At 63.3% G+C, this 15,176-nt stretch carries 17 protein-coding genes; 8 read left to right on the forward strand and 9 right to left on the reverse strand.

What is annotated here, in order from left to right; translation table 11 throughout:
* Positions 1-121 precede the first annotated feature (121 nt).
* Both adk and ACSQ20_RS15950 read left to right on the forward strand, forming a co-directional pair.
* Positions 122-784: an adenylate kinase gene (gene adk / locus ACSQ20_RS15945; protein ID WP_436021591.1), complete on the forward strand. Its 663-nt coding sequence runs from the start codon at positions 122-124 to the stop codon at positions 782-784.
* 175 nt (positions 785-959) lie between these two features.
* Complete coding sequence (locus ACSQ20_RS15950; RefSeq protein ID WP_436021593.1) at positions 960-1,718, forward strand: 3-hydroxyacyl-CoA dehydrogenase; 759 nt, start codon at positions 960-962, stop codon at positions 1,716-1,718.
* Positions 1,719-1,742: 24 nt separating this feature from the next.
* On the opposite strand, the gene ACSQ20_RS15955 is transcribed toward ACSQ20_RS15950, so the two are convergent.
* Complete coding sequence (locus ACSQ20_RS15955; RefSeq protein ID WP_436023152.1) at positions 1,743-2,582, reverse strand: SirB1 family protein; 840 nt, start codon at positions 2,580-2,582, stop codon at positions 1,743-1,745.
* Positions 2,583-2,587: 5 nt separating this feature from the next.
* Entirely contained in the window at positions 2,588-4,138 is a 1,551-nt protein-coding gene (gene murJ, locus ACSQ20_RS15960; RefSeq protein WP_436021595.1) for a murein biosynthesis integral membrane protein MurJ, read from the reverse strand.
* Between the two features lie 259 nt (positions 4,139-4,397).
* Here murJ and rpsT point away from each other — a divergent pair, with 259 nt between their 5' ends.
* Positions 4,398-4,673: a 30S ribosomal protein S20 gene (gene rpsT, locus ACSQ20_RS15965; protein WP_436021597.1), complete on the forward strand. Its 276-nt coding sequence runs from the start codon at positions 4,398-4,400 to the stop codon at positions 4,671-4,673.
* Positions 4,674-4,794: 121 nt separating this feature from the next.
* On the opposite strand, the gene ACSQ20_RS15970 is transcribed toward rpsT, so the two are convergent.
* Positions 4,795-5,130: a DUF3579 domain-containing protein gene (locus ACSQ20_RS15970; protein WP_436021599.1), complete on the reverse strand. Its 336-nt coding sequence runs from the start codon at positions 5,128-5,130 to the stop codon at positions 4,795-4,797.
* A 237-nt stretch (positions 5,131-5,367) separates the two neighbouring features.
* Between ACSQ20_RS15970 and argF the strand changes: the two genes are divergently transcribed.
* Positions 5,368-6,297, forward strand: a complete 930-nt coding sequence (argF, locus tag ACSQ20_RS15975) for an ornithine carbamoyltransferase (RefSeq protein WP_436023154.1) — start codon at positions 5,368-5,370, stop codon at positions 6,295-6,297.
* 13 nt (positions 6,298-6,310) lie between these two features.
* On the opposite strand, the gene murB is transcribed toward argF, so the two are convergent.
* Complete coding sequence (gene murB, locus ACSQ20_RS15980) at positions 6,311-7,342, reverse strand: UDP-N-acetylmuramate dehydrogenase (protein WP_436021601.1); 1,032 nt, start codon at positions 7,340-7,342, stop codon at positions 6,311-6,313.
* A 128-nt stretch (positions 7,343-7,470) separates the two neighbouring features.
* Here murB and ACSQ20_RS15985 point away from each other — a divergent pair, with 128 nt between their 5' ends.
* Positions 7,471-7,956: a YajQ family cyclic di-GMP-binding protein gene (locus tag ACSQ20_RS15985; RefSeq protein ID WP_436021603.1), complete on the forward strand. Its 486-nt coding sequence runs from the start codon at positions 7,471-7,473 to the stop codon at positions 7,954-7,956.
* Positions 7,957-8,018: 62 nt separating this feature from the next.
* Here the strand turns inward: ACSQ20_RS15985 and plsY are convergent, their stop codons facing one another.
* The 5 genes from plsY to queG all read right to left on the reverse strand — a co-directional run bounded on the left by plsY (position 8,019) and on the right by queG (position 12,009).
* The gene (gene plsY / locus ACSQ20_RS15990) at positions 8,019-8,657 is read right to left on the reverse strand and encodes a glycerol-3-phosphate 1-O-acyltransferase PlsY (RefSeq protein ID WP_436021605.1); all 639 of its coding nucleotides are present in this window, start codon (positions 8,655-8,657) and stop codon (positions 8,019-8,021) included.
* A gap of 88 nt (positions 8,658-8,745) precedes the next feature.
* Positions 8,746-9,237, reverse strand: a complete 492-nt coding sequence (ybaK, locus tag ACSQ20_RS15995; RefSeq protein ID WP_436021607.1) for a Cys-tRNA(Pro) deacylase — start codon at positions 9,235-9,237, stop codon at positions 8,746-8,748.
* A 29-nt stretch (positions 9,238-9,266) separates the two neighbouring features.
* The gene (gene xerD / locus ACSQ20_RS16000) at positions 9,267-10,223 is read right to left on the reverse strand and encodes a site-specific tyrosine recombinase XerD (RefSeq protein ID WP_436021609.1); all 957 of its coding nucleotides are present in this window, start codon (positions 10,221-10,223) and stop codon (positions 9,267-9,269) included.
* Positions 10,220-10,705 (reverse strand): methylated-DNA--[protein]-cysteine S-methyltransferase, encoded by a 486-nt coding sequence (locus ACSQ20_RS16005; protein WP_436021611.1) that lies wholly within the window; start codon positions 10,703-10,705, stop codon positions 10,220-10,222. Before ACSQ20_RS16005 ends, xerD begins: the two co-directional genes overlap by 4 nt.
* 20 nt (positions 10,706-10,725) lie before the next feature.
* Positions 10,726-12,009, reverse strand: coding sequence for a tRNA epoxyqueuosine(34) reductase QueG (queG, locus tag ACSQ20_RS16010; RefSeq protein ID WP_436023156.1), 1,284 nt, complete (start codon positions 12,007-12,009; stop codon positions 10,726-10,728).
* 17 nt (positions 12,010-12,026) lie between these two features.
* On the opposite strand from queG, the gene tsaE reads away from it, so the two are divergent.
* From tsaE to ACSQ20_RS16025, 3 genes are all read left to right on the forward strand, one after another.
* Entirely contained in the window at positions 12,027-12,563 is a 537-nt protein-coding gene (gene tsaE, locus ACSQ20_RS16015; RefSeq protein ID WP_436021613.1) for a tRNA (adenosine(37)-N6)-threonylcarbamoyltransferase complex ATPase subunit type 1 TsaE, read from the forward strand.
* Positions 12,545-14,152, forward strand: coding sequence for an N-acetylmuramoyl-L-alanine amidase (locus ACSQ20_RS16020; RefSeq protein ID WP_436021615.1), 1,608 nt, complete (start codon positions 12,545-12,547; stop codon positions 14,150-14,152). Before tsaE ends, ACSQ20_RS16020 begins: the two co-directional genes overlap by 19 nt.
* 103 nt (positions 14,153-14,255) lie before the next feature.
* Positions 14,256-15,137, forward strand: coding sequence for a pirin family protein (locus ACSQ20_RS16025; protein WP_436021617.1), 882 nt, complete (start codon positions 14,256-14,258; stop codon positions 15,135-15,137).
* The last annotated feature ends 39 nt before the right edge of the window (positions 15,138-15,176 follow it).

The raw sequence follows: 15,176 nt of genomic DNA on the forward strand, positions 1-15,176 counted from the left end.
TCGCAAAATGCGATGCGCCGCCGGCGGGCCGTGGTCGCTTGGGCGAGAGGCCCGGCAAACGGCAAACGACTAAGCGCCGAGGTTCGCGCCGCAGCATTCCATACAATTCGGAGATATCACCATGCGTTTGATCCTGTTGGGTGCACCCGGCGCCGGAAAGGGCACCCAAGCGAGTTTCATCAAAGAAAAATTCGGGATTCCGCAGATTTCAACCGGCGACATGCTGCGCGCCGCCGTCAAGGCGGGCTCGCCACTCGGCGTTCAAGCGAAGCGCTACATGGATGCGGGCGAACTCGTGCCCGATACGCTCATCATCAACCTCGTGAAAGAACGTCTGCGCGAACCCGATTGCGCGAACGGCTACCTGTTTGACGGCTTCCCGCGTACGCTGCCGCAGGCCGAGGCGATGAAGCAAGGCGGTGTCGCGATCGATTACGTGCTCGAGATCGACGTACCGTTTGACGAAATCATCGTGCGCATGAGCGGGCGGCGCACGCATCCTGCGTCGGGGCGCACGTACCACGTCAAATTCAATCCGCCGAAGGTCGAAGGCAAGGACGACGTAACGGGCGAGCCGCTCGTGCAGCGCGACGACGATAAAGAAGAAACGGTGAGAAAGCGCCTCGACGTTTACGTCGCGCAAACGAAACCGCTCGTCGAGTATTACCAGCAATGGGCGCAACGCGGCGCCGAAAACGGCCTGACGGCACCGCAGTGCCGGCGCATCTCCGGGCTCGGTTCGGTCGATGACATTCGTCAACGCGTTTTCGAAGCGCTGAAATAACACTGCGGCAAGACGGCGCCTTCCCTGCTTTGCGCAGCATGACCCCACCCGCCCGCGTCGGCGGGTTTTTTACACCCGCGACCGATTACAATCGTCGGCGGTCCATCGCCTCGCGGTCACAAGCCGCCCGAGCGCGGGATACGCAACCCTCGTCAAAACGTAAAGGAGTTCGAGCATGGAGATTCGCGGCAACGCATTCTTGGTAACCGGCGGCGCATCGGGTTTGGGCGCGGCGACAGCGCGCTTGATCGCAACCGAAGGCGGCAAAGTCGTCCTCGCCGATCTGAACGAAGCGGCGGGCAATGCGCTTGCGGCGGAACTGGGCGGCGTGTTTGTAAAGTGCGACGTAAGCCAGGAGGACGACGCCGCGCGCGCAGTCGTTGCGGCCACGAAACTCGGCAAGCTCGCCGGGCTCGTGAACTGCGCGGGCGTGGCGCCGGCCATCAAAACCGTCGGCAAAGACGGCCCGCATCCGCTCGACGCGTTTCGCCGCGCGATCGAGGTCAATCTGATTGGTACGTTCAACGTGCTGCGGCTCGCCGCTGCGGCGATGGCCACCAATGAGCCGAATGGTGCCGGCGAACGCGGTGTCGTAGTCAATACGGCCTCCGTGGCCGCATTCGACGGGCAGATCGGCCAAGCGGCCTACGCGGCGTCCAAGAGCGGCGTAGCGGGCATGACGCTGCCGATCGCACGCGATCTGTCGCGCAACGGCATTCGTGTGATGACGATCGCGCCGGGCCTTTTCGAGACACCGATGCTGCTCGGCATGCCGAAGGAAGTGCAGGATGCACTGGGCGCGATGGTGCCGTTCCCGCCGCGGCTCGGCAAACCGGTCGAATACGCGATGCTCGTCAAGCAAATCTTCGAAAACCCGATGCTCAATGGCGAAGTGATCCGGCTCGACGGTGCGATTCGCATGCAGCCGAAATAAGTTCAGATGCTTGCGCGGACGCGTTCAATCGCCTGCTTGATCGGTCCGTTGGCGCAGCTCTTGAAGTTGGGATTCGACCGTCGTTGCATCCTCGGCATCGGGGCGGTCGTCGAGGTAACGTTTGAGGTCTTCGAGCGCGGGCCGCAGATAGTCGAGCCGCGCATAGGCGAAGCCGCGATCGCGCACCTCTTCGATGCTCTCCGGCAGCAGAATCACCAGGCGCTGTTGAATGGCCAGCAGCCGCTGCCAGCGTTCCGTCTGCAGATAGATCGCCTTTAAATTCCGCAGCATCCGAGCGATGATTTCACGGCTCGTCGCCGGCTGCAGCAGCATGCGCAACGCACTGCCGAGCGATTCGGTCGCATGCGATAAATACGGCTCGAGCATTTCCACCATTTGCGCTTCGGAGAGCGACTGCCCCGTGGTCGGATCGAGCATCACATCGCCCTCGGGCAACGTCACACGCATCAGGAAATGCCCAGGAAACGACACTCCACTCACGGGCACGCCGATCTGTTCGCCCAATTCCATATAAACGACGGCGAGCGAAATCGGAATGCCGCGCCGGCGCCTCAGTACGGTATTGAGGTGGCTGTTGTCGGGGTCGTAGTAATCGTTCAGATTCCCCGCAAAACCCAGTTCGCGGAAAAAAAATCGATTCAGCGCACCGATCTTCTCGGGCAGGCCAGCATGATCGGGCAAACGGCGCTTGAGCCGCAGCGCCAGCTCGTCGAGCTCCGCGAGCGTGGCCTGCAAGTCGACGTCGGGATAAGCATCTTGCGCCAGCGCGAGCGCGGTCTCCGTCAACGGCAGGGTGTCGTCGTCGGCGACAAGGGTAGCGAAGTAATCGAGAACCGAAGTCATGATCGTCACTTGGCACGCCTTCTAAAGTATGCGTACTTGAAGCCCATCAGCCAAAGCATACTGAAATATAGTGCGGCGAACAGCACGACGCTGGCCGCGAGCAACGCGATGCGAGCGACCGGGCGAGTATGCATGCCGATCCAGTCGAAGTTGCCCGCGCACCAATGCATCGCCCCCGCCAGTACGAGCGACGCGCCCACGAGTTGAGCGAAAAAGAGCGCCCACCCGCTCGATGGCGCGTAAATCCCGCGCTGGCGCAGCCCCAGGAACAGCAGCAAGGCATTCACGCAAGCGCCGAGCCCGACACTGAGCGTCAAGCCCGCATGCGCGAAGATCGGGACAAATACGAGGTTGCCCAACTGAGTTGCAATTAGCACGCCTACGCCGATCTTCACCGGCGTCTTGATGTCCTGCTTCGCGTAAAAACCGGGCGCCAAAATCTTGATCAGAATCAGGCCGATCAACCCTACCCCGTAAGCGGCCAGCGCGCGGCCGACCATCACGACCGCGCGCCCATCGAAGTGTCCGTAGTTGAACAGCGTGGCGGTCAACGGTTCGGCGAAGAAAAACAGCGCGAGTGCGCTCGGCGCAGCCAACAAAAAGGTCACACGCAAACCCCAGTCGAGCAACGCGGAATACTCATGGGTATCGGCATCGACGTGAGCCTTCGACAGACTCGGCAGCAAGATCGTGCCAAGTGCAACACCGAGCAATGCAGTGGGGAACTCCATTAACCGGTCCGCGTAGTTGATCCACGAAACGGCGCCGGGCCCCAGACGCGAAGCGATGTTGGTATTGATGATGAGGCTCAGTTGCGCCACCGACACGGCAAACGTGGCGGGCACCATTTTGAGGAGCACGCGCTTGACGCCGCGATGCGCGAGCCCCGCGATCGGGTTGAGCCCGATTTTCGGCGCCATATCGATCTTGCGCAGCCCCGGCCACTGCACGGCGAATTGCAGAATGCCGCCCACCACAACGGCTCCCGCCAGCGCGAACACCGGTACTTTCAAATGGGGCGCCACGAAGACCGACGCCACGATGAACGAGACGTTGAGCAGCACCGGCGCGAAAGCCGGCAGCGAAAAACTGCCATAGGTGTTGAGCACCCCGGAGGCCAACGTCGTCAGCGAGATAAAGATGATGTACGGGAACATGATCCGCGTCATCGATACCGCGAGAACGAACGCCTGGCCCTCGCTTTTCAGGCCCGAGGCGACCGCGAGCACGACCCACGAAGCGCCGGCCACGCCCAACAGCGACACGGCCGCGAGCGCCCAGGCGAGCAGCGTCGACATAGCGTCAACGAGCGCTTTGGTCGCGTCGTGCCCCTGGTTGTTCTTGAACTCGGCCAGGATCGGCACAAATGCTTGCGAGAACGCGCCCTCGGCCGACAGGCGCCGAAGCAGATTCGGAATGCGAAAGGCGACGTAAAAGGCGTCGGTGAATTGGCTGGCGCCGAAAGCACGGGCAATCAGCGTTTCTCGGATCAGGCCGGTCACGCGCGAAAGGAGCGTGAACCCGCTGACCGTTATCAGGGCGCGGAAGAGATTCATGGGGCGCCTATTATACGGGCACGGGTCGCCCCGCCTCGGCGCGCCGAGCGAAATTTGCCATGTGCCTGATTTTGTTGCTATACTCGCGCGTTTCGAAGCTCGCTCGCGGCACTTGCTGAATACGCCGGCCGACGTGTTTCGACGTTTCACGCGACTTTTATTGCGCCCCGGGCAACCGCTCCCGGTGGTTTAGATCGAAAAGCGGCGCTCGAACAGACGGCTGTCCGGGCACCGGAACAGTACAGGACAAGGAACCTTCATGGCTAACTCTGCACAAGCACGCAAGCGCGCCCGCCAAGCCGCAAAAGCAAACTCGCACAACTCGGCACTGCGCTCGAAGTATCGCACGGCAGTCAAGGCTGTCCGCAAAGCCATCGAAGCTGGCGATCAAGCCAAAGCGGTCGAAGTGTTCCGCCTGTCGGCCAAGACGCTCGATATCATCGCCGACAAGAAAATCGTGCATAAGAACAAAGCCGCTCGCCACAAGAGCCGCCTCGCCGCAGCACTGAAGGCTTTGCAGCCGGCTGCACAGTAAGCGCAGGGGGTCTTCCCCCTTCCTGCGTCAGCCGACTCGACTGACTGACGCACGAGCATGAAAAAGCCCGCACACACCGGCGGGCTTTTTGCGTTTTGAGCAGGCTCTGCTGCTCCCAAGCTTATCGGTTGTTCTGGTTCGCGGCGCCGTAATCGTCAGGCAGCTCGCACGCCTCGGTGACGACGAGATTGTTGTCTTTGGCGAAGTTCAGGACGAAATCGAAGGCCATCGGTTCGAGATCGCGCAAGCGCGAATCGAGGATCACGCATTTGAGGTCGCCAAGCAGCGTCGGGCGAACATAGCGCGAATACTGCAGCCGGGCGTTGGGCCCGCGTGCACCCGGACCATAGCAGGCCATGACGCCTGCAAGACGCTCCGACCAATCGCTCGGCCGAAACTTCCTTCCGTCCTTGGTGATGCCCTGAATGAAATACTCGGTGAAGGGTGCTTCGACCATGTAAGAAACCCATGTGAGGCGCCCGAAGCTGGCATGCCCGCCGGGCTCGAGGAAAACCGCGCGATTATACCGCAGCGGACCACTTTCCGCACTGCAATAAAGCCGCCGAGCCCACGTGCATGCTGGCCCGTCGCCGGCTCGTCAAACCCGGCGAAATCCTTTATGCTGCAACCAGTTACCCTCTTCGACGGCAGCGCGGCCCGGCTTTCCGGCCAGGTCAGCTCGCCGTATTTGTTTATGTCCGACAAAAAAGTCCGCCACTATCTGCAGTTCAACGATTTCTCGCTCGACGAGTACGAGTACGTGTTCGAACGCGCCCGTATCCTCAAGCGCAAGTTCAAGAACTACGAGACCTATCACCCGCTGCACGACCGCACGCTGGCGATGATCTTCGAGAAAAATTCGACGCGCACCCGCCTGTCGTTCGAAGCCGGCATCTTCCAGCTTGGCGGTCATGCCGTCTTCATGAGCACGCGCGATACCCAACTCGGTCGCGGCGAGCCGATCGAAGACGCCGCGCAGGTCATTTCGCGGATGGTCGACATCATCATGATCCGCACGTTCGGGCAGGGGATCTTGCAGCGCTTCGCCGAAAATTCGCGCGTGCCGGTCATCAACGGTCTGACGAACGAATATCATCCGTGCCAGGTGTTGGCGGATATCTTCACGTTCTACGAGCACCGTGGCCCACTAGCCGGAAAAACGGTTGCCTGGGTGGGCGATGCGAACAACATGCTCTACACGTGGATCGAGGCCGCGCACATTCTCGGCTTCAAGCTGCGGATTTCCACGCCGGCCGGCTATAAGCTCGATCACGCGCTCGTCGCACCCGACAGCGCACCGTTTTACGAACAGTTCACCGACCCCAACGACGCCTGCACCGGCGCGGACCTCGTCACGACAGACGTTTGGACCAGCATGGGCTTCGAAGCCGAGAACGAGGCCCGCAAAGCCGCTTTCGCCGATTGGTGCGTCGATGCCGACATGATGCGCCGCGCGAAGCCCGACGCGCTCTTCATGCATTGCCTGCCCGCCCATCGCGGTGAGGAAGTGAGCGCTGACGTCATCGATGGCCCGCAAAGCGTCGTCTGGGACGAAGCCGAGAACCGCCTGCACGTGCAAAAAGCGCTGATGGAATTTCTGTTGCTGGGTAAGTTGAATCACTGACCCTGGTGTAGCGCTAGCGTATCAGCGGCTCAGGCTCGAGCGCAACACCGAACCGATGCTGCACGTCCGCTTGGATCGCACGCGCGAGGGTGAGGACGTCAGATCCTGTCGCGCCGCCTCGGTTGACGAGCACGAGCGCCTGCCGCTCGTGCACCGCCGCTTGGCCGATCGCGCGCCCCTTCCAGCCGCATCGGTCGATCAGCCAGCCCGCCGCCAGTTTCACGCGTCCGTCGGCTTGCGCGTAGCCGACGACGTCCGGCTCGCGCTCGCGCAATATCTGAAAGGTAGCCGCATCGACAATCGGGTTCTTGAAGAAGCTACCGGCATTGCCGAGCACGAGCGGGTCAGGCAGCTTGGCGCGGCGCACGGCCACGACCGCATCGAAAATGGCACGCGGCGTGAGCGCTGCCGCGCGGGCATCGAGTTCGCGGGCGAGGTCCGCATAATCGGCACGCGGCCTCCAAGCTTTGGGTAGGCGAAACGTCACCGAGGTGATCGCAAAGCGCTGGCGCCCTTCCCGCTTGAAAAAACTGTCGCGATAGCCGAGCTGGCATGCGGCGGCGTCGAATTCGACACGCTCGCCGCTCGCCAAGTCGACCGCGCGCACAAGGGCAAGATGCTCGCTGATCTCGAGTCCATAAGCGCCGATGTTTTGAATCGGCGCAGCGCCGACCGTGCCAGGAATCAACGCAAGGTTCTCGAGCCCCGGCCAATTCATGTCGAGCGTCCAGTCGACGAACGCGTGCCAACTCTCGCCTGCGGCGGCTTCGATGTGCCATGCCTCGGCGTCCTCCGACACGAGGCGCTTGCCAGCCAGTGCGACAAGCAGCACGAGGCCGTCGAAATCTCGCGTAAAAACGACATTGCTGCCACCGCCCAGCACCAGCTTGCTCAGGCCGGCCGCGCGCGCGTCGCGCGTCGCGAGCACGAACTGCTCGGCGGTTTCGACGCGGCAGGCAAGACGCGCACGCACATCGAAGCCGAACGTGTTGTGCGCGCGCAGCGGGTAATCAGAGGCGAAATGCAGGGAATCGGTGAGATGCATCGGAACAAGCGCTGCCGCTTGGGCAAAAGGGAACGGGATCGGTAAAATGGCGGTCGGTCCGTGATTATAGCGAGTGACGCACGCCACGGCGCCTGCGTTGCCGACGCTTCAAACCTGGGAGAAAAAGTATGCCGTCGTTCGATGTCGTTTGCGAAGCCAACATGGTCGAAGTGAAAAACGCGGTCGAACAGTCGAACAAAGAGATTTCGACGCGCTTCGATTTCAAGGGCTCTGACTCGCGAGTCGAACAAAAAGAAGGCGAATTGACGCTATTCGCCGACGACGATTTCAAGCTCGGCCAGGTAAAAGACGTGCTCGTCTCGAAGATGGCCAAGCGCAGCGTCGATGTCCGCTTTCTCGATTACGGCAAGGTCGAAAAGATCGGCGGCGACAAGGTCAAGCAGATCGTCACCATTAAAAAGGGGGTGTCCGGCGATCTCGCCAAGAAGCTCGTCAAGCTCATCAAAGAGAGCAAAATCAAGGTTCAGGCGAGCATCCAGGGCGACGCCGTGCGCGTGTCAGGCGCGAAACGCGACGATCTGCAAAGCGTGATCGCGATGCTGCGCCGCGACGTGACCGATACACCGCTGGACTTCAACAACTTCCGCGACTGAGCAGGCGCCGGCAGCACGGCCGTCGGCGTCGCCCATGCGCGGCGCCGCATGCGCTTTCAAGTTCAGCGCTTGCGCGCGGGCGCCGTGGCCCCCGCTGCGGCCTTCTTCTGGCCGATGCGGCTTTCCGTACCGTCGATCAGCTTGCCGATGTTGGCGCGGTGCCGCCAAACAAGCAGTGCGCTCATGCCGAACACCGCCCACGCGATGACGTTCGGGCCAAACAGGAAGATGTCGAAAAGCGGCGCAAAGACAGCCGATACCAGCGCGGCCAGCGACGAATAGCGAAAGAAAAACGCGATGATGATCCAGGTCAGCGCGGTGGCCAGACCGAGCACGGGATGGATGGCCAGCAATACGCCCGCAGCCGTGGCGACCCCTTTGCCGCCCTTGAACTTGAAGAACACCGGATAGAGGTGCCCGAGGAACACGGCCAGGGCGGCAGCGGCCACCGCACTTTCATCGAGGCCGTAGCGCGGGCCGATATGCGCGACGAGCCATACCGCGAGCCAGCCTTTGAAGGCGTCACCTGCCAACGTCAGGACGGCGGCCGTTTTATTGCCGCTTCGCAGCACGTTCGTGGCGCCCGGGTTTTTTGAGCCATACGAGCGCGGGTCGGCGAGCCCCATGGCGGCACTCACGATCACGGCGAACGACACCGATCCGATCAGGTAAGCAAAAAGGGCAGCAAGAACTATTTCCATGGACGAGCTCTTTGAACGTATCGGCGGAGGGCGAAAACGTGCGCTGTGGCTAGCGCGCGCGCACATTCTACAGAACCCGGCCCGTCGCTCAATCGACGCTCGCGCACTGTACCGGCCGCGCGTTCAACAATGCGCTCAACACCGACGGCGCGAGACTCACGAGATAGCCGCGCCGGCCGCCGTTCACATAGATGCGCTCGAGCGCGAGGATGCTGGCTTCGACATAGACGGGCATCGCCTTCTTGGTGTTAAACGGTGACGTGCCGCCAACCAGGTAACCCGAATGCCGGCTCGCAACCTCCGGCTTGCAAGGCTCAATGCGCTTGACGCCGATCTGGCGCGCGAGGTTTTTCGTTGAGACGGTGCGATCGCCATGCATGAGGACGATCAGCGGTTTGGCGTGTTCGTCTTCCATGACGAGCGTCTTCACCACGTGATGTTCGTCCACACCGAGCTGCGTCGCCGATTCGGCCGTGCCGCCGTGCTCGATGTAATCGTACGGGTGCTCTCCGAAGCTCACGCCGTGGCGACGTAAAAGCTGCGTGGCAGGCGTCTCGGAAATGTGTTTCTCTTTACTCATCGGCGCATTCTAAACGCAGCGCTCCGCGCTCAGCCACGCGGATGGTGGGCGGCATGCAAGATCTTCAACCGTTCGCGCGCGACGTGTGTGTAAATCTGCGTGGTCGAAATGTCGGCATGGCCGAGCAGCATCTGGACCACACGCAAATCCGCGCCGTGATTGAGCAAATGCGTGGCGAACGCGTGCCGCAGCGTGTGCGGCGAGAGCGGCGCGTGAATCTCGGCCGCACGCGCATGGCGTTTGATGATGTTCCAGAATTGCTGGCGCGTCATGCCGTCGGCGCGCGCCGTCACGAAAAGCGCATCAGCTGAGCGCGCGCCGAGCAACGCAGGCCGCGCGGCGCGTAAGTAGCGAGCGATCCATCCGTGCGCCTCTTCGCCGAACGGCACGAGCCGCTCCTTCGAACCTTTGCCCGTCACGCGAACGGCGCCCTCGTTCAAACCGACCTCCACCGTCTTGAGCGAGACGAGTTCGCTCACGCGCAGCCCGCTCGCGTACATCAGCTCGAGCATCGTTCGGTCACGCAGGCCGAGCGGCGTCTCGACATCGGGCGCACGCAGCAACGCCTCGACCTGGTTTTCTGTCAGCGTCGACGGGAAACGCGGCGGTTGTTTCGCCGAGCGGATCTTGAGCGTCGGGTCGGCCGTTGCGCGATGCTCGCGTATCGCCCAGGCGTAGAACCGGCGGAACACGGACAGGCGCCGGTTGGCCGAGGTCGCACGGCCGTCGCGGCGCGCGGCGATGTAGGCCTCGACATGCGCCTGGGCCGCCTCCTCGATGCGCAGCCGATGCGCCTGGGCGAGCCATTCGGCGTAGAGCCGTAAGTCGCGCCGGTAGGCATCCAGCGTGTTGCGCGCCAAGCCATACTCAAGCCAGATCGCGTCGCAAAATGCGTCGATCGATTGCGCGCTCGCACTCGCCTCGGGGGACGGTGTGCGCTCGGCCACGGGGGCCGGCGAGTTGGCAGGCGACGCAAGCTCGCTCATAACGCCAGCGCCTGTTGTGCACTTTCATGCGCGAGCAACCAGCGCTTCACGCGCAGATAAAAACCGTCGCCGGCATGATGCGCGAAGCCGCCGAGCCCGCCCGCGCCGACCACGCGATGGCACGGAATGACGATCGGAAAAGGGTTGTCGCCACAGGCCTGCCCCACCGCGCGCGGCATGCCGCCCACCTGCTGCGCCAGCGCGCCGTACGTGAGCATGTCGCCAGGGGCGATCGCGCGCATCGCCTGCCATACGCGCCGCTGAAACGGCGTGCCGACATCGGCGAGCGGCAAGTCGAACGGCGCACCGGACGCATCGAAGTAACGCGCGAGTTGCTGCGTGGCGCGCTCGGCCAGCGCGCAGTTCGGCGCGACACTTGCCGCGGACGCCGGCAAGAATTCGATCAGCTGCACGACGCCCGCGGCGGCATCGACCCGCAGACCGACCTTGCCGAACGGTGCGTCCATCACGGCGCTGTACATCGACCCGTCTCCTATCGCTTTCATGCTTCGAGTGCCCATTGCACATGCTCGCGAACGGTTGCCGAAGCGTGATCGACCTGGCCGCGCAACGCGTGGATGATGCGTTCGCGTTCATCGGCGGCCAACGCCGCGCGGCCGCTCGCACGCAGCGCGTTGCCGAGCGCCACACTGATGTTGCGCAGCCACCGCTCGTAGCCGATACGGCGAATCGCGCTGCCTTGCATGCGTGTGTCGAACTCGTCCTCGCTCCACGAGAAGAGTTCGACCAGCGTAGCGCGATCGAGACCGTGACGCACGTCGAAATCGTCGACGGGTGCCGCCTGGGCGAACTTGTTCCAGGGGCATACGAGTTGGCAATCGTCGCAACCATACACGCGATTGCCGATCAGCGACCGCAGTTCGAGTGGGATGCTGCCCTTCAATTCAATCGTCAGATACGAGATGCAGCGCCGCGCGTCGACACGATAGGGGCCGATGATCGCGCCCGTCGGGCAGGCGTCGATGCAACGCGTACAGTGGCCGCAGTGCGCACCTGCCGCGCGGATGGGCGGCTCGTCGCTCACGTCTTGTTCGTCTCGTTCGTTCCGCACATCCGCATCGGTCGGCAACGCGATGTCGACATAGATTTCGCCGAGGAAAAAAAGCGAGCCCGCGTCGCGCTCGAGCAACAGCGTGTGTTTGCCGCGCCAGCCGATGCCCGAGCGCTGCGCGAATTCGACTTCGAGCACCGGCGCCGAATCGGTGAACACGCGATACCCGTACGGACCGATTTCGCGCTCGATGTGCTCGGCCAATTGCTGCAGCCGTTGGCGCATGACCTTGTGATAGTCGCGCCCCCGCGCATAGATCGAGACGACCGCGGCAGCCGGGTCCGACAGCCGTGCTTGTTCGCGCGCGCGCCAATCGTCGAGCGCCAAAGTGCGCGCGGTATGCGCAGTTTTCCCGGCACCTGACGAAGCGCTTTCATCCGGTGACTGCGTGAGCGTCGCCGACGGCAGATAGGCCATGCGAGCGGTGATCACGCGTCGCGTACCGGCCACAAGCTCGGCCGGCCGTGCGCGTTTGGCGCCATGTTTGGCCATATAATCCATCTCGCCGTGATACCCAGCATCGAGCCAGGCCGCGAGCCCCGCTTCGGCGCCGGAGAGATCCGTATCGCTGATGCCGACAGCGCCGAAGCCGAGTTCCCGGCCCCAGGCCTTGATGCGCTGCGCAAGCGCGCTCAGCGCCGCATCGTCGAGCTGGCGCATCGATGCGCGCTGCTCGTCTTGAGCACTGCAGGCGGGTTCCGGACATGGTTTCATCACGCTATTTTACGAGAATGCCCGTGGCACCCGATCGATCGCTTCATTTGCTGCCAAGCGTGCTGCTGGAGCGCCGCTTTGCGCTCGCCGATCTCGCCGCTACCGAAGCATTCGGCGCGCGTTTCGCGCAGGCTATCGAAGCGGTGCGCGTCACGCCTTCGTTTAGCGGACTGCAGGTGCAGCTTTGCGGCGATCTCGGTGCCGGCAAGACCACGCTCGTGCGTGCGACGCTCGCAAGCCTGGGCTATCCGGGGCGCGTGCGCAGTCCCACCTACACGCTCGTCGAACCGTACGCACTCGCGCGCGAACACGGCGAACTCGAGCTTTATCACTTCGATCTCTATCGTTTTGCCGACCCGGCCGAATGGGCCGACGCCGGCTTTCGCGAATATTTCGATTCGGGCGCGATCTGCCTCGTCGAATGGCCGGAAAAGGCCGGCGACCTGCTGGGCGTACCCGATCTCGTATTCGCGCTGCAAGCCGACGGCGAGCGCCGCACGCTCGACGCCCGCGCCTATAGCGAATCAGGAAAAGCATGTCTCGAAAGATGTTGATCAAGCCGTTCCGGTCAATCGAATCGGCCGCTGTCGCCACGCATAACTGGCGTCGACGTCAGGTGCTGCGTGCCGGCGCCTCGACACTGGTGTTGGGCCTCGCACCGTTTGTTGCACCGGGCGTGGCGCTCGCAAGCTCGGTGCTCGGCGTGCGCGTGTGGCCGGCCCGCGACTATACGCGGGTCACCATCGAATCCGATCAGCCGCTGCAAAACGCACAGCAACTGCTGCAAGGGCCGGACCGGCTCGTCGTCGACCTGAGCGGCCTCGATCTCGATCAGGCCCTGCGCGATCTGGTCTCGAAAATCACGCCTAATGATCCGCAAATCCGTGCGGTGCGCGTCGGGCAATTCCAACCGCGTGTCGTGCGGCTCGTATTCGACTTGAAGGGCTCGGTCAAGCCGCAGGTGTTTTCGCTGCCGCCGGTCGGCACGTATCGCTACCGGCTCGTGCTGGACCTTTACCCGAGCGTCGCGCCCGATCCGCTGATGGAACTGCTCGCCCAGAGCGAACGCAAACAAAAGCGGTTCGACGAAAACCAGGCAAATGCCGACGCGCTGACGCCAGCGCCGTTCGCCGGGCCCAATACGCCGGCCGCACCGAGTGCACCCGTTGCACCGACCGAGGGTGCAGGCACGGGCACAGCCGACAACAGCGACGATTTCTTCCAACGCTACGCGCAAAACACGGCCCCCGAGACACCTGGGGGCAACGCGGGCAATGGCGCCGCCACGAAACGCAAACCACCCGCCGCGCACGGCAATAGCAGCGATCGCGCCGCCAACGCATACGCCCGCAACGGCGACGATGGCCTTGCCGACGACGCCAACGCCAACACCGACACTTACAAGTTCTCCGCGCCCAAATCGAACCGCACGGTCCGCTTGCTGACGGTGGCCATCGACCCCGGCCACGGCGGCGAAGACCCCGGCGCAATCGGCAGCGCGGGCACGTACGAAAAACATGTCGCGCTCGACATCGCCAAGAAGCTGCGCGCGCTGATCGACGCGCAACCGAACATGCGAGCCATGATGACGCGCGATGCCGACTTCTTCGTGCCGCTCAACGTGCGCGTGCAAAAGGCGCGACGCGTCGGTGCCGATCTTTTCGTATCGATCCACGCCGATGCGTTCACGACGCCGGAAGCGCGCGGTTCGTCGGTCTTCGCGTTGTCGCAGCACGGCGCGTCGAGCGCGGCGGCGCGTTGGATGGCGAACAAGGAAAACGCGTCGGATCTGATCGGCGGCATCAACGTCAAAACCGCAGACGAAGCGGTGAACCGTGCGCTGTTCGATATGTCGACCACCGCCCAAATTCGCGATTCGCTGCGCTACGGGTCGTTCGTGCTGCGCGAGGTGGGCGATATCAACAAGCTGCACAAAGGCTCGGTCGAGCAAGCCGGTTTTGCGGTGCTCAAGGCGCCCGACGTGCCTTCGATTCTCGTGGAGACGGCTTTCATCAGCAATCCCGAAGAGGAAGCGCGACTGAACGACGACGCTTATCGTGCCCAAATGGCCAGCGCGATTTTGAAGGGCATCAAGCGGTATTTCGCGGCCAATCCGCCGCTCGCCAAGAACCGCATGGCCTGACGCGCGAAGGCAGCACTGAAGCGCCGCGGTAACGACGGCGCGGCGCGTACAATGGCCGCCGCTGCTTTCGCTTGCAACGTACACAATGGAGCCCCAGACCGCCATGCCTTCGTCGATTCGAAGCCTCCTCAAGCCGTCGCTGCGCGACGTCGGCGGCATCGCGGTGCGCCGCGTCCTGCCCGCGGTTGCCGCCAGGCTCGTCGGGCCGTTCATTTTCTTCGACCATATGGGGCCGGCCGTGCTTGCACCGGGCGCCGGCCTCGATGTGCGTCCCCATCCGCATATTGGCCTCGCCACCGTCACCTATCTGTTCGATGGCGCCATCATGCACCGCGACAGCGTGGGCTCCGTGCAGCAAATCATGCCGGGCGACGTCAATTGGATGACGGCCGGACGCGGCATCGTGCATTCCGAGCGCACGCCCGACGCGCAACGCGCGAGCGGCGGACCGATGCACGGCATCCAGACCTGGGTCGCGCTGCCGCTCGAGCACGAAGACACCGAGCCGGCATTCGAGCACCACGCCGCCGCCACGCTGCCGCGCATCGAGCGCGACGGCGTCACGCTCGATCTGATCGCCGGCTCGGCGTTCGGCGCGCGCTCGCCGGTGCGCACGTTCTCGCCTACGCTGTACGCCGCGGCGCGCTTCGCACCGGGCGGCGCACTGACGCTCGACGCGGAACACGAGGAGCGCGGCGTCTACCTCGTCGAGGGCGATCTGACGGTCGATAGCCAAGCGCTCGCGCCAGGGCAGATGGCCGTGCTGACGACGGCGGCGCTGGTCACCCTCACCAGCGCCGCGGGGGCGACGGTCATGCTGCTGGGCGGCGCGAAACTTGCCGGCGAGCGTTTTATCGAATGGAATTTCGTAGCGAGTGCGCGCGAGAAAATCGAGCAGGCCAAGCGCGCCTGGACAGATCAGACGATGGGCAAGGTGCCCGGCGAGACCGAGTGGATCCCACTGCCGGCGCACGGACCACGCTAAAGGTGCTTGAAATCGCGCGAAGCGGACCTTAACTACAGT

This window comes from Trinickia sp. LjRoot230 (assembly GCF_964253315.1).
GTDB lineage: Bacteria > Pseudomonadota > Gammaproteobacteria > Burkholderiales > Burkholderiaceae > Trinickia.